General features: G+C 61.9%; 17 protein-coding genes. All 17 read right to left on the reverse strand.

The window, feature by feature from the left end:
- Positions 1-67: 67 nt before the first annotated feature.
- The 17 genes from atpB to PCE31107_RS00160 all read right to left on the reverse strand — a co-directional run bounded on the left by atpB (position 68) and on the right by PCE31107_RS00160 (position 19,718).
- Positions 68-916 carry a F0F1 ATP synthase subunit A gene (gene atpB, locus PCE31107_RS00080; RefSeq protein ID WP_017233821.1) on the reverse strand — a complete coding sequence of 283 codons (849 nt, stop codon included), beginning with the start codon at positions 914-916 and terminating at the stop codon, positions 68-70.
- Positions 917-985: 69 nt separating this feature from the next.
- Positions 986-1,489, reverse strand: a complete 504-nt coding sequence (locus tag PCE31107_RS00085) for an ATP synthase subunit I (RefSeq protein WP_130027588.1) — start codon at positions 1,487-1,489, stop codon at positions 986-988.
- 244 nt (positions 1,490-1,733) lie between these two features.
- Positions 1,734-2,849 carry an SLC13 family permease gene (locus tag PCE31107_RS00090; protein WP_130028022.1) on the reverse strand — a complete coding sequence of 372 codons (1,116 nt, stop codon included), beginning with the start codon at positions 2,847-2,849 and terminating at the stop codon, positions 1,734-1,736.
- A 150-nt stretch (positions 2,850-2,999) separates the two neighbouring features.
- Positions 3,000-3,899 (reverse strand): ParB/RepB/Spo0J family partition protein, encoded by a 900-nt coding sequence (locus PCE31107_RS00095; protein WP_150605743.1) that lies wholly within the window; start codon positions 3,897-3,899, stop codon positions 3,000-3,002.
- 27 nt (positions 3,900-3,926) lie between these two features.
- Entirely contained in the window at positions 3,927-4,697 is a 771-nt protein-coding gene (locus PCE31107_RS00100) for a ParA family protein (RefSeq protein ID WP_150605745.1), read from the reverse strand.
- Between the two features lie 166 nt (positions 4,698-4,863).
- Entirely contained in the window at positions 4,864-5,493 is a 630-nt protein-coding gene (locus PCE31107_RS00105; RefSeq protein WP_150605747.1) for a lipocalin family protein, read from the reverse strand.
- Positions 5,490-6,170: a 16S rRNA (guanine(527)-N(7))-methyltransferase RsmG gene (gene rsmG, locus PCE31107_RS00110; protein ID WP_150605749.1), complete on the reverse strand. Its 681-nt coding sequence runs from the start codon at positions 6,168-6,170 to the stop codon at positions 5,490-5,492. Before rsmG ends, PCE31107_RS00105 begins: the two co-directional genes overlap by 4 nt.
- Positions 6,171-6,182: 12 nt before the next feature.
- The gene (gene mnmG / locus PCE31107_RS00115; protein ID WP_150605751.1) at positions 6,183-8,147 is read right to left on the reverse strand and encodes a tRNA uridine-5-carboxymethylaminomethyl(34) synthesis enzyme MnmG; all 1,965 of its coding nucleotides are present in this window, start codon (positions 8,145-8,147) and stop codon (positions 6,183-6,185) included.
- A 1,090-nt stretch (positions 8,148-9,237) separates the two neighbouring features.
- Positions 9,238-9,984, reverse strand: a complete 747-nt coding sequence (locus tag PCE31107_RS00120; RefSeq protein ID WP_017233829.1) for an ABC transporter ATP-binding protein — start codon at positions 9,982-9,984, stop codon at positions 9,238-9,240.
- On the reverse strand, positions 9,984-11,780 hold the full coding sequence (locus PCE31107_RS00125) for a branched-chain amino acid ABC transporter ATP-binding protein/permease (RefSeq protein WP_017233830.1): 1,797 nt from the start codon (positions 11,778-11,780) through the stop codon (positions 9,984-9,986). The genes PCE31107_RS00120 and PCE31107_RS00125 overlap by 1 nt, the downstream gene beginning before the upstream one ends.
- 18 nt (positions 11,781-11,798) lie before the next feature.
- Positions 11,799-12,854 (reverse strand): branched-chain amino acid ABC transporter permease, encoded by a 1,056-nt coding sequence (locus PCE31107_RS00130; RefSeq protein ID WP_017233831.1) that lies wholly within the window; start codon positions 12,852-12,854, stop codon positions 11,799-11,801.
- Between the two features lie 295 nt (positions 12,855-13,149).
- Positions 13,150-13,650, reverse strand: coding sequence for a homoprotocatechuate degradation operon regulator HpaR (gene hpaR / locus PCE31107_RS00135; RefSeq protein ID WP_150605753.1), 501 nt, complete (start codon positions 13,648-13,650; stop codon positions 13,150-13,152).
- Positions 13,651-13,909: 259 nt separating this feature from the next.
- Positions 13,910-15,055, reverse strand: a complete 1,146-nt coding sequence (locus PCE31107_RS00140; protein ID WP_017233833.1) for an ABC transporter substrate-binding protein — start codon at positions 15,053-15,055, stop codon at positions 13,910-13,912.
- 271 nt (positions 15,056-15,326) lie between these two features.
- Positions 15,327-16,109 carry a sulfite exporter TauE/SafE family protein gene (locus PCE31107_RS00145; RefSeq protein ID WP_150605756.1) on the reverse strand — a complete coding sequence of 261 codons (783 nt, stop codon included), beginning with the start codon at positions 16,107-16,109 and terminating at the stop codon, positions 15,327-15,329.
- A gap of 429 nt (positions 16,110-16,538) precedes the next feature.
- Positions 16,539-17,546, reverse strand: coding sequence for a branched-chain amino acid ABC transporter permease (locus tag PCE31107_RS00150; RefSeq protein WP_130027597.1), 1,008 nt, complete (start codon positions 17,544-17,546; stop codon positions 16,539-16,541).
- Positions 17,547-17,557: 11 nt separating this feature from the next.
- Entirely contained in the window at positions 17,558-18,442 is an 885-nt protein-coding gene (locus PCE31107_RS00155; protein ID WP_017233836.1) for a branched-chain amino acid ABC transporter permease, read from the reverse strand.
- Positions 18,443-18,518: 76 nt separating this feature from the next.
- Complete coding sequence (locus PCE31107_RS00160) at positions 18,519-19,718, reverse strand: ABC transporter substrate-binding protein (protein WP_130028023.1); 1,200 nt, start codon at positions 19,716-19,718, stop codon at positions 18,519-18,521.
- Positions 19,719-19,738: the final 20 nt, after the last annotated feature.

Genomic DNA, 19,738 nt, shown 5'->3' on the forward strand with positions numbered 1-19,738 from the left:
AGAGACTTGAAACTTTAAATTTGAAAAACTGTGAAACCGGGAAACACGTAACTACCGCAACGATCCATCAGTGATGGTCGTGCGCCTGGCCGATATACACCAGCGTGAGCATCATCATGATGAACGCCTGGAGCAACACGATCAGGATGTGGAAAATCGCCCATGCGGTGCCGGCAATGATGTGACCGACAAAACCCAGCACCGACGCATCCGCGCCAAAGCTCCAGATGCCGCCCAGCAGAGCGATCAGCAGGAACAACAGTTCGCCGGCGTACATATTGCCGAACAGTCGCATACCGAGCGACACGGTCTTGGCACAGAATTCGATGAGGTTGAGCAGCAGGTTCGGGATCCACAGCAGAAAGTGGTTACCGAACGGTGCCGTGAACAACTCGTGCATGAAACCACCCGCGCCCTTGATCTTGAAGCTGTAGTACAGCATCAGGATCAGCACGCCGACGGAAATGCCGAGCGTACCGTTCAGATCGGCCGTCGGCACGATACGGTGATGGGTAATGATGTCGCCCAGACCGACCCACCCGATCACCTTTGACGGCAGATCGACGGGCAGCAAGTCCAGCGAGTTCATGAGGGCGACCCAGACGAACACGGTCAACGCCAGCGGTGCGATGAAGGCACGATTGCCGTGCACGATGCTCTTCGACTGGTCTTCCACCATTTCGACGAGCATTTCGACCGCCCCCTGGAAACGGCTCGGCACGCCCGAGGACGCTTTACGGGCAGCCAACCAAAGCACGAAACAGCCCAGAACGCCCATCGCGATCGACCAGAACATCGTGTCCCAGTTGATGATCGAGAAATCGACGATCTTGGTTTGCGTCGAGCTCGCAAGGTTTTGCAGGTGGTGCGAAATGTACTCCGACGGGCTCGGAGCGTGGCCGGCTTCTAATGACATAGCGATCAAACACCCAATTATGAAAATCCGCACACGGTAGCGTGTCGACGCGCGAGCGGGTTCTCACCGCTACTTCAATGCCATCGCAAGCCAATAGACTTTGAGCGTGAGCACGAAGGTGACCAGCAACGCTATCCAGTGCACGCCTGGGTAGCCGAAGGCTATGGCCACAAACAACGCAATCGTCGTTGCTACCTTGACCGCCTCTCCCACCATCAACGAACCGACGGAGAGGCGATCACCTGACATTCTTAGCCGCAGCGCAAACAATGCGCCCGGCAACCAACCGATCATTCCACCCAGCCATGCGGACACCGCCGCGTCTCGTGGCGATGCCGAGAGTAACCACCAGGCCAGCGCCGCTACCAGCGACAGCAGTACCTGGGCTCCCACCACCCTGAATGGAGTCACACGGGACACGCGCCCCACATCGGGACCGAACAGGCGCTCAGCCTGCGCACGTGTGAGCGGAACGATGGTTTCTTGCGCCTGCTCGTCGTCCCAGACCTCTGATGCTGCACGTGCCGGCGCTTGCGGTTTCGGTTCCAAGTTCGACCGTTTTTCGTCGGTCATCTCGTAGCCTCCCCGCCCGACTCGTGCAAAACGAATGGGCTCTTCAAGCAGATAAATCCGCGAGATTTTACGGGAAATTACGAACCCCAGTCAATCGAAACACGCAACAAATTCGCCGAAATTGTGCAGTGCATGCTCCGATTTGGCGCCAACTCTCAAGGAGCCCGATTTTCCTCATGGTGCAGCGCGGCAAATGCCCCAAACGCTGCGCAATCGCTGCGACTTGACGTCTTTCGATGCGCGATTATCCCCATTTGAGGGCAACGTATCCGACACACAGTGCCACCAGATAAAACGGCAGGGAGAGCCAATGAAAGCGCCACCAGATCTTGTCCGATTTCGCCATGCGCAATGCAATCAGGTTGGCTAACGAACCGATTGCAAGGCCGAAGCCACCGACCGCCGCACCATGCGCAAGCGCCGGCCAGTTGTGACTGTACTCCGCGAGCAGGATCGCGGCGGGAACGTTGCTGATGAACTGCGACAGCACCGCGGCCCCCATATAGGCCATGCCGGATCCGGACAAATCCACCTGACCGAGCGTCGCGCGCACCTCGGGTAACCCGGCCACCCCTCGCAGCACCACGAACATCAGCACGAAGATGGCAAGCAGCAACCAGTCGATACCGAAGACCGCGTTGCGCCGCGCGACCAGCAGGACCGCCGCCACCCCCGCACAGGCCCAGGTGGCAGCGCCGTGATCCGCCAGCACCACGAATGCCACGAACAGCGCCAGGGCGACCCACAGCAACGGCCAGCGCACGTCATGCGCGGGGCCGCGCCGCTGAAAATGCAGGACACGGGAATCGAACGCCATCGCACACGTCACGAGCAACACGGCCATGAGCGCCAACGTCAGAGGCGTCATCATGACGACGTAAGCACCGAAGCCCATGCCACTGTGTTGCCACAGGAAGAGATTCTGCGGATTGCCGAGCGGCGTAAGGCTCGAGCCGGCATTGACCGCTAGCGCGAGGAAGATGATCAGCCGTTCAATCCGCACGGGCGCAATGCGTGCGAGCGACTGCGCGAGCGGCACGACGGCAAAGAGGGCAACGTCGTTGGTGAGCAGCGTGGAGAGGGCCGCGGCGAACGCCACCATCAACAGCGCGAGACGTCGCTCGGTGCGAAACGCCCGCAGCAACCGCTGGGCAAGCCAATCGAGGAAGCCGCTCTGATCGATCGCGCGCGTGAGCATCAGCAATCCGGCGAGCGTGAGAATCGTGTGCTGATCGATGCGTGCGAACAGGTCCCCAAGGCTCGCCGGCCGGGCTATCTGCAAGGCGACGAATCCCACGAGCAGGATGACCAGCACGCGATCGCCGCGCACGCGCTCGTAGGTTGCGCGCAGGGCGCGCAATACACGCGTCGCTGCGGTACCGTGCTGTGACGATGGCGCTGCCGATGACGATGAAGCAGGCACGGCCGACGTCTGCGACGGGTTCGCCTTCGTCGGCTCCACGGACTTGCCCGCGGGATCGCTCACGAGAGGACGCTCAGCACACCGACGTCATTCGGCACGAATGCGCGCGAGAATGCCGTCGAGCGAGTCGAGGCTGCCGAATTCAATCATGAGTTGTCCGGCGCCTTTGCGGCCGACCTTGATCTTGACGTTCGACGCGAGCAAATCCGACAACTCTTCTTCGAGACGCGTCACGTCGCGACCGCCCTCTTCCGCCGAGCGACGACGAATCCCGTCTCCCTGCGGCTTGAGCGACGCATTGACGATGCGCTCCGTGTCGCGCACCGACAGGCGCTTGTTCACCACTTGATTGGCGAGCGTGATCTGCGTGGCGGCGTCGACGGAGAGCAGCGCACGCGCGTGCCCCATGTCGAGATCGCCCGCGAGCAGCATCGTCTGCACGGGATGCGCGAGATTGAGCAGGCGCAACAGATTTGACACCGCGCTGCGCGAGCGGCCAAGCGATTCGGCGGCTTGCTCGTGCGTGTAGTTGAACTCGCCGAGCAGACGCTGAATGCCTTGCGCTTCTTCGAGCGGATTCAAGTCTTCGCGCTGAATATTCTCGATGAGCGCCATCGCGGCGGCGGCTTCGTCGGGCACGTCGCGCACGAGCACCGGCACTTCGGCCAGTCCGGCGATACGTGCGGCACGAAAACGTCGCTCGCCCGCAATAATTTCGTACTTCTCACCATCGACGGGACGCACCAGAATCGGCTGCATCAGGCCCTGCGCGCGAATGCTCGCGGCGAGTTCCTGCAATGCGCCCTCGTCCATGCGTGTGCGAGGCTGATACTTGCCGGCCTGAAGGCGCTCGAGCGACATGACCGACGGTGCGCCGTCGGCGCGCGCGTCGGTCGCGCCGTTGTGATTATCGGCGTGGGCGCCGAGCAGGGCTTCGAGGCCGCGGCCCAGGCCCTTTTTCTTCAGTGCGGTGGGTTTGGTCGCCATGTGAATGCGTTCCTGCGCGAATGCGCCTTACATAGTTTGAATACGCGCGATCATTTCCGCGCCGAATTGCAGATATGCCTTCGCGCCACGCGATGCGGGATCGAAAACGACGCCCGGCATGCCGTAGCTCGGCGCTTCAGCGAGTCGCACATTGCGCGGAATGATCGCGTTGAATACCTTGTCTCCGAAGTGCTCCTTGAGCTGGTCCGAGACTTGTTGCTGCAGCGTGATGCGCGGATCGAACATCACGCGCAGCAGGCCGATCACCTGCAGGTCGCGGTTCAGATTCGCGTGCACTTGCTTGATCGTATTGACGAGATCCGACAACCCTTCGAGCGCGAAATATTCGCACTGCATCGGAATGATCACGCCGTGCGCCGCGCACAAGCCGTTGAGGGTGAGCAGCGAAAGCGTGGGCGGGCAGTCGATGAGGACGAAATCGTACGCGTCGTCGACTTTGGCGAGCGCCAGCTTCAATCGGGTGTCGCGATTGTCGAGCGAGACGAGTTCCACGTCCGCTCCCGCGAGTTCACGGTTCGCGGGCAGCACATCGTAACTCCCCGACTCAGAGCGCTGGCAACTCGCGACCACATCGGCACCGTCCACCAGCACTTCGTACACGCTCGATTCGAGAGCGGCTTTGTCGATGCCGCTGCCCATCGTCGCATTGCCCTGCGGATCAAGGTCGACCAACAGGACACGCTGCCCGTGCGACGCCAGTCCGGCAGCGAGGTTCACCGTGGTGGTCGTCTTGCCGACGCCGCCCTTCTGATTGGCCACGCAGAAAATTTTCGCCATGCCGATGTAGTCCTCCGAATGCTGCCGTGTTGATGCGATTGATGCAGATGACGCCGGGATGAAACCGGTGCGAACGCGCCGTGCCGCCAGCGACCGCCGGCTGGCTGAGGCACGACTTGCGCGATTCGCTCCGTCCCGCAAATTCGATTATCTGAGTAAAGCTCAGTTATTGCCTTCGCTGACCGGCGTCAGATGCGCCGACGGGCGGTACTACTGGAGCGCTCGCCTTTTGGGGCGTCAACACCAGTTTGTCCGTGTCGTAGCCCTGCTTGCGCAACTGGGCACGCATTTGATTCAGTGCGTTGTCGTCCATCGACGGCGTTCGCGAGAGGACCCAGAGGTACTCGCGACCGGGCTCTCCGACAGCGGCAAACTGATAGTCGTCGTCGAGCACGATAACCCAGTAGTTCGCCCAAAGCCAGGGAATCCAGTGCAACCATTGCGGCGCGAACGTCACCTTGAAGCGAGCCGTGCCGGTGCCCTGCCCATCGGTGCGTGCCAGACCGGTATCGCTGACCCACGTACCGTCGTCCTTGCGGCATCGGTTGATGACTTCGATCCGCCCGTCCGGTCGCGCGGCATACTGCGCCGTCACGTCCGACACACATTTTCGCTCGAAGAAATTCGGATAGCGTGCGATTTCGTACCAGGTGCCGACGTAGCGCGCTTTGTCGATCTTCTGTACCGGCCGCACGCGTGTCGTCAGCGATTCTTGTCCGGATTGACCCCATGCGACCGCGGCAACCACCGAAAAACTGACCATGACGGCCCCTGCCCAGCGGGTCATCTTATTCATGCTGTTACCTTCACGCGAAGCAAATGACGCTCGGCGTCGAGAAATGGGACGTTCAGCGCCAGGCGCTCAACCAGTGCGTAGCCGGTCGGCAGCGTGAGTTCGCTCTCGGACGCCACGCCTTTCATGGCCCAGAAGCTGCCGTCAGGAGCCAGCAAGGCTCCCGCGAGGGTGACGAAATCGGTCAGCTCAGCAAAGGCGCGCGACACGATGGCGTCGAAAGGGGCGCTCACTTCCTTGCCAACAACGAGTGACTCGACCCGGCCGGTCACGACCGTCAGATTGCTCAACTTGAATGTCGCGCGGGCCTGTGTGAGGAACGCTGTTTTTTTGTGCACGATGTCGTTGACCGTCACTTGCCAGTCGGGACGCACAATCGCGAGCACCACGCCGGGTAGCCCACCGCCTGAGCCCACGTCAAGCACACGTGAAATTGGCTCACGGTCAAGGCGCGGCAGAATAGAGAGCGAATCGAGCAGGTGCTTGACGACCATCTGGCGCGGATCGCGGATGGAGGTCATCTGCAACGAGGCATTCCATTTCGCCAGCAACGCCTGATAGTCGAGCAGGCGCTGCTGTTGTGCGTCGCTGATGGACAGGCCAAGTTGCCGGATGCCGTCGGCCAAGAGCACGGCCAGCTCATTGCCGCCGTTGTCGGCGGAACGTCGCGGATCGGTCATGAGGGCTCCGCGTCAGGCTGCGTGTGCGTCGCCGTCATCGGCGGCAGCGGTCGCTTCCCCTGACGCGCGACGGCGTCCGAGACCCTTCTTGAGGTGGATCATCAGCAGCGAGATCGCGGCGGGCGTCACGCCGGAGATACGCGATGCCTGGCCCAGTGTCTCAGGCCGCTGCGCGCCCAGCTTCTGGCGCACTTCGATCGACAGCCCGCGCACCTCGTTGTAGTCGATGTTGGCCGGCAGCACGGTGTTTTCGTTGGCTTCCTTACGCACGATCTCGTCGGCCTGGCGGTCGATGTAGCCCTGATACTTGGCGGCGATCTCGATCTGTTCACGAATCTGGTTTGCTTGCAGCGGATCGTCGGAGAGCGCTGTTTCGGCGGCAAGACGGCCGCCCTGCACGGCCATGAGGGCGTCGTAGCCAACTTCCGGGCGACGCAGCAAATCGGCCAGCGAGTATTCATGGTCGATGGCTTTGCCGAGCAGCGGCACGGCATCTTCGGCCGGGAAGGTTTTCGGTGTCACCCACGTCGATTTGAGACGTTCTGTTTCACGTGAAACAGCATCGCGTTTGCGGCAGAACGATTCCCAGCGCGTATCGTCGACGACACCGAGTTCGCGGCCGACTTCGGTCAGGCGCATGTCGGCATTGTCTTCACGCAGCGACAGGCGATACTCGGCGCGGCTGGTGAACATGCGGTAGGGTTCGGAGACACCACGCGTAATCAGGTCGTCGACGAGCACGCCAAGGTACGCCTGATCGCGGCGCGGACACCAGGCATCACGGCCTTGTACTTGCAACGCGGCGTTGATGCCGGCGAGCAGCCCTTGGGCGGCGGCCTCTTCGTAGCCCGTGGTTCCGTTGATCTGACCCGCGAAGAAGAGCCCGGAGATGACGCGGGTTTCGAGCGAGCTGCGCAGCCCACGGGGATCGAAGTAGTCGTATTCGATGGCATAGCCTGGACGCAGGATGTAGGCATTCTCCATGCCTTTCATCGAGCGGACGAGTTCGAGTTGTACATCGAACGGCAGGCTGGTGGAGATGCCGTTGGGGTAGAACTCGTTGGTGGTGAGGCCTTCGGGTTCGAGGTAGATCTGGTGCGACGTCTTGTCGGCGAAGCGGTGAATCTTGTCTTCGATGGACGGACAATAGCGCGGACCGACGCCTTCGATGACGCCGGTGTACATGGGCGACCGGTCGAGTCCGCCGCGGATGATATCGTGGGTGTGCTCGTTGGTGTGGGTGACCCAGCAGGGCACTTGGCGCGGATGCTGTTCGGGGCGGCCAAGAAACGAGAACACGGGAACGGGATCGAGGTCACCGGGCTGCTCTTCGAGAACGGAGAAGTCGATGGAACGGCCGTCGATGCGTGGCGGCGTACCGGTTTTCAACCGACCTTGCGGTAGTTTCAACTCTTTGAGGCGAGCGGACAGGCTGACGGCGGCCGGGTCTCCGGCGCGCCCGCCAACGTAGTTGTTCAGCCCGACGTGGATTTTGCCGTCGAGGAAGGTGCCGGCGGTGAGAACCACGGCGCGGGCGCGGAAACGCAGCCCCACTTGGGTGATGGCGCCTACGACACGTTCGCCTTCGACGATGAGGTCTTCGACGGCTTGCTGGAAGAGCCAGAGATTGGGCTGATTCTCGAGGCGATGGCGGATAGCCTGCTTGTAGAGAATTCGGTCGGCTTGGGCACGGGTGGCGCGCACAGCCGGCCCTTTGGACGAATTCAGGATGCGAAACTGGATACCGCTCTCGTCGGTCGCGGCGGCCATGGCCCCGCCCAGTGCATCGACCTCTTTGACGAGATGGCCTTTGCCGATCCCGCCGATGGAGGGATTGCAGCTCATCTGACCGAGGGTCTCGATGTTATGGGTGAGCAGAAGCGTCTTGCAGCCCATGCGGGCCGAGGCGAGCGCAGCCTCTGTGCCGGCATGGCCGCCACCCACTACGATCACGTCGAACTCGGTCGGATAAAGCATCGTCATATTGCCGCGAACGGCAAACTCTCTGGATTCGGTAATGGCGGAATTATAGCGGTATTGCGGTGCATCATTTGTAACCGCTGAGGTGTTTCACGTGGAACGTTGGCAAAACGACGATGGTGTAGGGGACGGTTTCACGTGAAACGTCGCTGGGTGGACTCGGCGGATGCTTTGACTTTACCGCGACGTGAAGGCACGACCCCACCACCCTGCCCTCGAATTCCGCCCTCACCCTCACTCACCTCCGGGTAGCGGAGATTACCGGCACCCCGACTGCGCTCCACTTGAAAGTCGCTCCGTCAGGGCACCGGTAATCTCCGCCAATCCATTGCCCCAGGACAACCATCGCCAGATCGTCACTCGGTGTTTCACGTGAAACGTGGTTGGGTGGACTCGGCGGATGCTCTGGCTTTTCCGCGACGTGAAGGTACGACTCCACCCCCTTACCCTCGAATTTCATCGCCCCCTTTTTCATCTCGGCGGCGCCAGCGGACTTCAATGGAGGACGCGGTTGAAAGATCGAATGCAGTAGTCGTGGGATTGGCCGAGCCCTGAGGGAGTGACTTTGAGGTGGAGCAGAATCAGTGTGCCAACAATCAATTACCACCGCCCGGACGGATGAGAGCACGGCACCTGATTGCAGGGACGCGGCGTTTCTGCTTCCTTGTTTCCCCTCCCGCTCTAAGTGAAAACCTCGGAAGCAAAAGCGACGCGACAAAATCGAAAGCGCCTCCTGGCATCGCACGTTGAAACCTGCATATCCACAGGTGTCCGCTTACCCCGCAAATCGCATTCGGGAATTTGCTTTTCTGTGGATAACCTCAAATGTCATTTTCTTGAGATTCTCGAAAATATCGCCAAACCCCTTATTGCGGCAGTGCGCCATGGATTTTGCAGCGCTGCAAATATCCACAAGCAACTGTGAATAAGTGAGCCCACCGGTGCAGCGGATGGCGCCCCTCACTTCGTCAAAAAATAGGGGCAGATGACCGTCGCCGACAGGTGCCGGTCAACCTCCGGAAATGAAAAAGCCCGCCAAACTGGCGGGCTCTCCGAGGGTACCAACGCGACAAGCGACGCCCCCCCTTCAGGCAGCCTTCTTCGCCAGCCCCAGATACGTTTCGATGACTTTAGGATTGTTGGCCAGTTCTTGCGCCGGGCCCTCCAACGCGAGTTCGCCCGTCTCGATGACGTAGCCGTAATCGGCCACCTGTAACGCCGCGCGGGCGTTTTGTTCGATCAGCAGCGTGGCCACACCGGTATTACGCAAGTCGCTGATGATGTGGAAGATTTCCTTGACGATCAGTGGTGCCAGCCCGAGGCTGGGCTCGTCAAGCATCAGCAGCTGCGGCTTGGCCATCAATGCACGGCCCACCGCGAGCATTTGGCGCTCACCGCCCGACAAGGTCCCCGCTTGCTGCTTCTGGCGCTCTTTGAGACGCGGGAACAGGGCGTAGACGACTTCCATCTGGTCCAGGAAGTTCTTCTCCCCCGCCCGCTTGCGACGGTACGCCCCCAGCAACAGGTTGTCCTCGACGGTCATCGTCGAGAACAACTCGCGCTTTTCCGGCACCAGGCACATGCCGCGGGCCACGCGGGCTTCGATGCCCAGCGCCGACATCTCGTGGCCGAGATACGCGACGCTCCCACGGCTGGAGCCGTTGTGCGGCAATGCCCCCATGATGGCGTTGAGCATGGACGACTTGCCCGCTCCGTTCGGACCGATCACGGTGACGATCTGGCCCGCCCCCACCCGCAGATGCGCACCGTGCACCGCTTCGACTTTGCCGTACGCCACGGCGAGGTCCTTGACCTCCAGAATCGCGTCTGCCATCACTCCACTCCTCCCAGGTACGCTTCGAGCACTGCCGGGTTCTTCTGCACGTCTTCGGGCAGGCCCTCGGCGATCTTGGTGCCGAACTCCATCACGACGAGGTGATCGGTCAGGTTCATCACGAAGTCCATGTCGTGCTCGACCAGCAGCACGCTCATCCCTTCGTCCTTGAGCTTCTTGAGCAAATCGGCCAGGGCCTGCTTCTCTTTGTAGCGCAGGCCGGCTGCCGGCTCGTCGAGCAGCAGCAATGTCGGATCGCACGCCAATGCGCGTGCAATTTCCAGAATACGCTGCTGGCCCAACGCGAGACTGCCCGCCTCGTCATACATGTGCGCGCCGAGACCCACACGCTCGATCTGTCGCTTGGCTTCGTACAGCAGCATGGCTTCTTCCTGACGATCAAGACGCAGCACGCTGGACCACACGCCCCCCTGGGGACGTCGGCGCAGCCCGTTCTTGTCTCGCAGATAGGCGCCAATCGCAACGTTCTCGAGCACGCTCATCTGCGGCATCAAGCGCACGTGCTGGAATGTACGGCCGATACCGCGCTTGACGATCTCGCGCGACGGCAGCCGATCGATTCGCTCGCCGAGGAAGGAGATCTCTCCGCGAGTGGCCTGCAGCACGCCGGTTACCAGGTTGAACGTGGTCGACTTGCCGGCGCCGTTCGGCCCGATCAGGCCCACGATCTCGCCCGCTTTGACCTGGAACGAGACGTCGTTGACCGCCACGAGACCGCCGAACTCTTTGCGCGCCTTGTCCAGCGTCAGCACCACTTCGCCAACCGCCGGCTTGGCACGATGACCCAGCGGATCCGCTTGCTCCGGCGCCTTCGCGACACGACGCGCCGGGAAGATCTTGCCGAAGAAGGGCCACACGCCGTCGCGCGCATATTGCAGCAGCAGCACCAGCAACACGCCAAAGACGATGGTCTCGAAGTTGCCGTTCGCCCCCAACAGCATCGGCAGGATGTTCTGGAGGTAGTCCTTGAGCACGGTCAGGATCGCGGCGCCGAGCACCGCGCCCCACACATGCGAGACGCCCCCCACCACGGCCATGAACAGGTATTCGATGCCGTGGTTCAGGTTGAACGGCGTCGGATTCACGGCGCGTTGCAAATGCGCGTACAACCAGCCCGAAATGGCGGCGAGCACGGCGGCGTACACGAACACGACCACTTTCATCCACGCAGTGTTCACGCCCATCGCCTCGGCCATCACGCCCCCCCCCTTGAGCGCACGAATGGCGCGGCCAGGACGCGAATCAAGCAGGTTCTTGACCGATACAACCGCCAGCACCACGACGATCCAGATCAGGTAGTACATCTGACGCCCGCTCGCCAATTCCTTGCCGAAGAGGCTGATCGTCGGGATATCGTTCAGACCGTCGTACTTGCCCAGGAACTCGAGGTTGCCGAACAGGTAGTACAGCGCCAGGCCCCATGCAATCGTGCCCAGCGGCAGGAAGTGGCCCGACAGGCGCATGGTGATCGCGCCAATGACAAGCGCTGCCGCCGCGGTGATGATCACCCCGACGATCAGGCCGAGCCACGGCGACGCGCCATAGGCCGTCGTCAGATAGGCCGTCGCGTAGGCGCCCAGACCGACGAATGCCGCCTGTCCGAACGACGTCATGCCCGCCACGCCCGTCAACAGCACAAGACCAATGGCCACAATGCTGTATAGACCGATGTAGTTGAGCAGCGTTACCCAGTACTCAGGCAAACGCACGGGTGCAGGCAGCACCGGCAACACGGCCAGCACCACCAGGAAAATCAGGAAGTATTTGTTTTTCATTCTGTGGTCCGCCCCGGCTTATTCCTCGTCTTCTTCCACATGCTTGCTTGTGAGCGACAGCCACAGCAGCACGGGAAGGATCAGCGTGAAGACGATGACCTCTTTGTATGCACTCGCCCAGAACGACGAGTAAGACTCCAACAGGCCGACCAGAATGGCGCCCAGCGCCGCAACCGGATAACTCACCAGACCGCCGATGATCGCGCCCACGAAGCCCTTGAGGCCGATCAGGAAGCCCGACTCGTAATAGATCGTCGTGATCGGTGCGATCAAGATGCCGCACAGCACGCCCAGCACGGCGGCCAGCGTGAACGCCAGACGCCCCGCCTGCACCGTGCCGATGCCCACGAGCCGCGCACCCAGCCGGTTCACGGCCGTCGCACGCAATGCCTTGCCCGAGAGCGAACGATCAAAGTAGAAGTACAACGCCAGGATCATCACGACCGAGACACCCAACACCCACAGGCTCTGGCCAGACACCATCACGGAGCCGATGTTGAAGTTGGCGTCGGAGAACGCCTGCGTGCGCGAGCCTTCCGCCCCGAACATCACGAGCCCCAGCCCCGTCAGCGCGAAGTGCACGCCCACCGAGACGATCAGCAGCAACAGCGTGCTCGCCTCCGCCAGCGGCTGGTACGCGAGACGATAGAGCATCGGCCCCATCGGCACGACGAGCAACATCGTGAGCGCGATTTGGACGAGCATCGGCAGATTCATCGGTGCCAACGCCCTGACGACGAAGAACGCGGCAATTGGAAACACCAGGTACTTGCCCGCAAGCGTCGGCACCAAGCGCCCCGCCAGCTTGCGACGCTCGCTGTGACGCAAGACGCCCGCCGTCTCCACGACGAACGTACATACGCCCATCGCCACAAGCATCCAACTCGTCAGCGGAAACTTCTGGGTTTGCAGTGCCGCCAGCGTAAGCGCGCCATACGACACGAACTCGCCCTGCGGAATGAAGATGACGCGCGTGACGGAGAACACCAGCACCAGTGCCAATGCCAGCAAGGCATAAATCGCACCCGTGGTGATGCCGTCCTGCGCCAGGATGGCTGCAATCGAAAGATCCATGCTCCTCTCACTTCGTTTGAGTACTTCTTGAACCGACTGGCGAGACAGCCGGTGTGATGCACGGCGCAGCGCGCTGCCGCCCCGTTCCCCTTCATATCCCTACGCCCCCACGGTCCCCGTGTGACAGCGCACAGAATTATGTATTGTATAAATCATTATGCATTGGTAAAACTCGGGCGACTACTGAGTCATCGACGTCTTGTCTCGAGTGACGTCGCTGCCTGCCATGCCGTCCACGCCACCGGCACCGGGCGTGCACCGGTCATCCGCGCAATGCCAGGTTTCCCGCAAACGGTCATTGCGCCACCTTTCGGCGGCGACGCGGCTTGGCCGGCAGCGATGGCGCAGCGGCCAGCACCTCCGGCGGCAGGGCCTCGCGCACGACGTCGAGCAGCCGGTAGATCTCGGCGAGTGTGTCTCGCCCGACCTTGTCTTCCAGATAGCGATAGCGCGCCTCGACCAGCGGACCGAGCTTTTTGCAGAGTGCGCGGCTCGATGGCGTGAGCGACACCATCACGCGACGCTGATCGACAGCCATCCGACGGCGAATGATGAGGCCCGACGCCTCCATGCGCTCCAGCATGCCGGACAGGCTCGGGCTGAGGATGCAGCACTCCCGCGCGACCTGCCCGATTTCCATTTCCCCGGATTCGCTATCGTTGACGGCCCTTATGACACGCCATTGTTGTTCCGTGATGTCGTAACGATTGAGCAAGGGGCGGAACAGCCCCATTGCCGCTTCCCGCGTCTGTAACAACACCAACGATAGGTTGCGGTGTTCGAATTCACCCGTCATGGATTTACGCTCGAAAGGATCGGCCGGCCAGCCCCCCCGGGCGGCGGCGATCAGGTTGGGACAATGCGGCCTCTCAGGTGCCGCTCGCAAACGCATGTCCTGCCGTCTCTTTGCGAAGCGCGAAACTACCACGCTCAAAAAAAACGGGCGCGAACGCCCGTTCTTCCGGCCCGGTCAGTCCAACCGGGCACAGATACCGCAGATCCATCGGTGGTGACAGCGGGGCATGCCTGTGAGCTATAGGCAGCCCCGGCGTCCATCAGTTCGCCAATTTCCACTTGCCGTTGACGATTTCCACCATCACGCGCGAGCGCTGGTCCAGGCCGTTGTGATCCTTCGCGCTCATGTTGAAGATGCCCGCGGTGCCCGGCATGTCCTTGACGTTCTCCAGGGCCTCGCGCAATGCCGCGCGGAACTCGGCCGTGCCCGGCTTGGCCTTCTTCAGCGCAACGGGAATGGCCCTCTGCAGCAACAGACCGGCGTCCCAGGCGTGACCGCCGAAGGTCGAGATGGAGCCCGCGCCGTATGCCTTTTCATACACGACCTTGTAGGCAGCGGCCGACTTCTTCACCGGATTGTCGGCAGGCAGTTGGTCGACGACGAGCAGCGGGCCCGCCGGCAGGTACGTGCCGTCGCAATCCTTGCCGCAAACGCGCAGGAAGTCGTTGTTGGCTACGCCGTGGGTCTGGTACAGCTTGCCCTTGTAGCCACGCTCCTTGAGCGTGCGCTGCGGCAGCGCTGCCGGCGTACCTGAACCCGCGATCAGCACGGCATCCGGATTCGCCGCCATGATCTTGAGGACCTGGCCCGTGACCGACGTGTCGGCACGATTGAAGCGCTCATTGGCCACGACCTTGATCTTGTTCAGATCGGCAGCCTTCTGGAACTCCTTGTGCCAGCCTTCGCCGTAGGCGTCGGAGAAGCCGATGAACGCGACCGTCTTCACGCCGTTGTCGGCCATGTGCTTGGCAATGGCGGTGGCCATCAGAATGTCGTTCTGCGGGGTCTTGAACGACCAGGCGCGCTTGGCGTCCACCGGTTCGACAATGGCAGCGCCCGCGGCCATCGAGATCATCGGGGTCTGCGTCTCTGCCGCCACGTCGACCATCGCCAGGGAGTTCGGCGTGACCGTCGAGCCGAGCACGGCGTCAACGTGATCTTCGCTGATCAGCTTGCGCATGTTCTTGACGGCCGTCGTGGTGTCGGTCGCGTCGTCGAGCAGGATGTACTGCACCGACTGGCCGCCGATCGTCTTGGGCAGCAGCGAAATGGTGTTCTTCTCGGGAATGCCCAGCGAAGCCGCCGGACCGGTCGCCGACAGCGACACGCCAATCTTCACCTGGGCGCTCGCAACGCCCGTAGCCAGCATCATCGCCGACGCCACGCACAGCAACTTCAGTTTCATTTGGGTCTCCTCGCAAAAATTTTGAATTCGTTGTTCTGACCATTGTTGAACCCGCCGGCCCGATATTAACCGACCGCGCAGTCGGCAAATTGTCGCTCATCTTACGGGCACCGGCGCCTTCTCGTAAAGTGCGGTTTCTCCACCTGTGGCTTCAACCGCAACGGCTCGCGTCCGAACGGCGCCCGGCGCCGCCTCCACGACCCTTCACGACCCTCCTCCCCATCCCCCCCAATGCCGCGCTTACGCACGCGCGATGCTGCCCGGTCTCCCGTCAGCCGCGAAGCAATGCGTCATAGCCGGTCTTCACGATCAGCACGGCGAGCACACACAGGAACATGCGTCGCACGAAACCCACGCCACGTTTGAGCGCGAGCCGGCTGCCCACCTGACTGCCCAGCACGTTCATGACCGCCATGCCGAGGCCAACCTGCCACGCAACGTGCCCGCCCATGCCAAACAGCCACAGCGCGGCCAGGTTGGTCGCCACGTTCACGATCTTCGCCGACGCCGAGGCGTTGACGAAGTCCTGCCCAAACAGGCGGACAAACAGGAAGACAAGGAAGCTGCCCGTGCCGGGGCCGAAGAAACCGTCGTAGAAGCCGATGGCGCCGCCCACGGCGATCGCCATGAGGGTCACCCCCATCCCACCTGTCACAGGGGCGTGCACCGTCCCGAAATCCTTCTTGCGCAGGGTGTAGATCGCCACGCCGGTCAGCACGAACGGCAGCAGCTTGCGAAGCACGTCGGCCGGTACATGGGAGACGGCGTATGCACCACAAAACGAAAACAGGAAGGCGGCGACGGTGGCCGGCAACAGAATGGCCCAGCGCAGTTGAATGCCGCGCGCGTAGCGCAGCGCAGCCGATGCCGTGCCCCAGATTCCAGCCAGCTTGTTGGTACCGAACAGCAACGGCGGCGCCGCGTTCGGGAAGACGGCGAAAAGCGTCGGTACGGAGACCAGCCCGCCACCGCCGACCACCGCATCGACCAGACCGGCCACGAACGCCCCGACTGCGAGCATCAGCCAGTCGGTCAGCGCCCAACTCGTCAACATCCGTCACCCCAATCGGCAAACAGGCGTTTTTCGGGACGTGCTCCGCCCGCCGCAATGACACGCCGGACATGGGCGCGCAAAAGTGCTGGTGTGGGAACGTGAGGGGGGTGGGGCATGCGACCAGGACTGTCGAGGGACGAGAATCGGGCTTCTGCGGATGACGACCTCGCACTGCGGCGAAGCCCAATATAAAAAGCGCTGTTGGAGTTTTCTCCAACAGCGCTTCCCTTTTTGGCGGTGCGCGTTATCGCGCTTATTGTCTCCTCGATCCTCGCCCCTATATCCTGCCGTGACGCGAATTGAAGGAGAGAATAAAGGAGCACCCGATGCACCACAAGTCAGCATTTACCCCTACGGATTAGGTTTTTTCCGACACGCGTGCGCCAGGGTGAAGAGCGGGCGCCCCAAGCCGGTGCGCCCGCGCCTCCGTCAAGAAGGTTGCGCCGTGGTGCGCGCAGGACGGAACAACCGGCTCCGTGCCACCAGCTCGCCCACCAGTCCGCGGCGGAAGGCCAGCACGCAGATGATGAAGATCGCCCCGATGACGATCGTCACCGACTCGCCGAGCGTCTGGAACCAGGTGATGCCCGTGGCCGTCGCGAGCCAGTCGCCGATGTCGCCGAGCTTGTTCTCCAGCACGACGATGACCACCGCCCCCACCACTGGACCAAACATCGTGCCCAGCCCACCCACCAGCGTCATCAGGATCACCATGCCCGACATTGTCCAATGCACGTCCGTCAGCGTCGCGAAGCCCAGCACCAGCGTCTTGGTCGAACCAGCCAGCGCGGCAAGCGTGGCCGACAGCACGAATGCGAGCAGCTTGAAGCGATCGACGTCGTAACCGAGCGAGATGGCGCGCGGTTCGTTCTCCTTGATCGCCTTGAGCACCTGACCGAAGGGCGAATGCACGACACGCATGATGAGCAGGAAGCCCAACGCGCAAATGGCCAGCACCACGTAGTAAAGCGTGAGGTCGGAATCGAGCGACAGCAGGCCGAAGAGGCTGCCGCGCGGCACGCCTTGCAGACCGTCCTCGCCACCGGTGAACGGCGCTTGCAGGCAGAGGAAGTACAGCATTTGCGCCAACGCCAGCGTAATCATCGCGAAGTAGATGCCCTGCCGCCGGATCGCCAGCACCCCCATGACGAGGCCAAGCAACGCCCCGGCCGCCACGCCCGCAATGATGCCGACTTCCGGCGTGAACCCCAGATTGCGCACCACATAACCGGTGACGTAGCCTGCGCTGCCAAAGAACGCGGCATGACCGAACGACAGCAGACCCGTAAAGCCGAGCAGCAGGTTGAACGCACAAGCGAACAGCGTGAAGCACAGCACCTTCATGATGAATACCGGATACGCCCCGGCGAACGGCGCGACGATCAGCGCCAGTAGCAAGAGGGAATAAAGCACCCGTTGTTGCGTCTCTTGTTGCATGGTTCCGCCCCTTACTTTTGTTTGCCGAACAACCCTGCCGGGCGCAGCAGCAACACGATCACCATGATGACGAACACCACGGTCGCAGACCCTTGCGGGTAGAACACCTTGGTAAAGCCTTCGATGATCCCGAGCATCAGACCGGTCAGGATAGAGCCCATGATGGAGCCCATACCACCGATCACGACCACCGCGAACACGGTGATGATCATCGACTGCCCCATGAGCGGCGAGATCTGGATAACGGGCGCGGCGAGCACGCCCGCAAACGCGGCGAGCGCCACCCCGAAGCCATAGGTCAGCGTAATCATGAGCGGCACGTTCACGCCAAACGCTTCCACCAGCTTCGGGTTTTCGGTGCCCGCGCGCAGATACGCACCGATCTTGGTCTTCTCGATCACGAACCACGTTGCGAAGCACACCACGAGCGAAGCCACCACCACCCACGCGCGATAGTTCGGCATGAACATGAAGCCGAGATTGGTCGCGCCGGAGAGCATGTCGGGGGCGTCGAAGGGCTGCCCCGACACGCCGTAGATCGAACGGAAGACGCCCTCGAGCACGAGCGTGATGCCGAACGTCAGCAACAGGCCGTACAGGTGATCGAGCTTGTAGATCCAGCGCAGCATGGTGCGCTCGATGACGATACCGATGATGCCCACCACGACGGGGGCGAGAATCAACATGACCCAGTAATTGAGGCCGAGATAGTTGCCGCCCATCCAGGCGAGCATGGCCCCCAGCATGAACAACGCGCCGTGCGCGAAGTTGATCACGTTGAGCAGGCCGAAAATCACCGCCAGGCCGAGGCTCAGCATGGCGTAGAACGAGCCGTTCACCAGTCCCAGCAGCAGTTGGCTCAACAGCGCCGGCAGGGGGATGCCTAGTAATTCCATCGAAATCGATTCTCTGCGAGAAAGGTCGCGACGGGACACGCGTCCCGCCGCTTTCGGAGCATCGTGCTAACGGCGCTTACTTCTTCCAGATCGGACAGGTCGACTCTTGCGGCGTGGTGAACGCCTTGTCACCCGGAATCGTGGCGACGATCTTGTAGTAGTCCCACGGCGCCTTCGATTCCTGCTTGGTCTTGACCTGCATCAGGTACATGTCGTGAATCATGGAGCCGTCCTTGCGGATGTAGCCCTTGCTGAACATGTCGTCGATCTTGATCTTGTGCAGTTCGTCCATCACCTTGTCGGCGTCGGTCGAGCCCGCGGCCTGAACCGCCTTCAGATACGTCATCGTGGCCGAATAATCGCCGGCCTGCAGGCTCGACGGCATCTTCTTCATCTTGTCGAAGTAACGCTTGGAGAAGGCACGCGTCTTGTCGTTCTTGTCCCAGTACCAGCTATCGGTCAAGTACATGCCGCCGGTGTTATCCAACCCGAGCGAGTGAATGTCGTTGATGAACACGAGCAGACCGGCGATTTGCATCTTGCCCTTGATGCCGAACTCCTTCGCGGCCTTGATGGCGTTGACCGTGTCGCCGCCGGCATTGGCCAGGCCCAGCACCTGGGCGCCCGACGCCTGCGCCTGGAGCAGATACGACGAGAAGTCCGAGGCCGAGAGCGGATGTCGCACCTCGCCCTTCACCGTGCCGCCGTTGGCCTTGACCACATCGGCCGTGGCCTTCTCCAGCGCGTGGCCGAACGCATAGTCGGCCGTCAGGAAGAACCACGACTTGCCGCCGGCCTTCACGACGGCCGAGCCGGTGCCACGCGCCAGTGCGACGGTGTCATAGGCATAGTGCACGCCGTACGGCTGGCACTGGTCGTTGGTCAGGGCATCCGAGCCGGCACCCACGTTGATGTAGACACGTTTCTTCTCCGCCGAGACCTTGTTCATCGCCAGGCCAGTCGCTGAGTTCGTGCCGCCGATCAGCATGTCCACGCCATCACGGTCAAACCATTCGCGCGCCTTGGACGCCGCGACGTCCGCCTTGTTCTGGTGATCGGCGGTGACCAGCTCGATCGGCTTGCCGAGGACCTTGCCACCGAAGTCGGCGATGGCCATCTTGATGGCTTCCGCCCCGCCCGGCCCGTCGATGTCGGTATACAGGCCCGACATATCGGTAATGAAACCGATCTTCACTGCATTGCCGTCGGCATGGGCCTGTGAGGCCATCGCCGCAAAACCGAACGCAGCCGCAACGGCCAACGCCTTCATCCGCATCGTCATCTTTGTCTCCTTCG

It is taken from the genome of Pandoraea cepalis, assembly GCF_902459625.1.
GTDB classification, from domain to species: domain Bacteria; phylum Pseudomonadota; class Gammaproteobacteria; order Burkholderiales; family Burkholderiaceae; genus Pandoraea; species Pandoraea cepalis.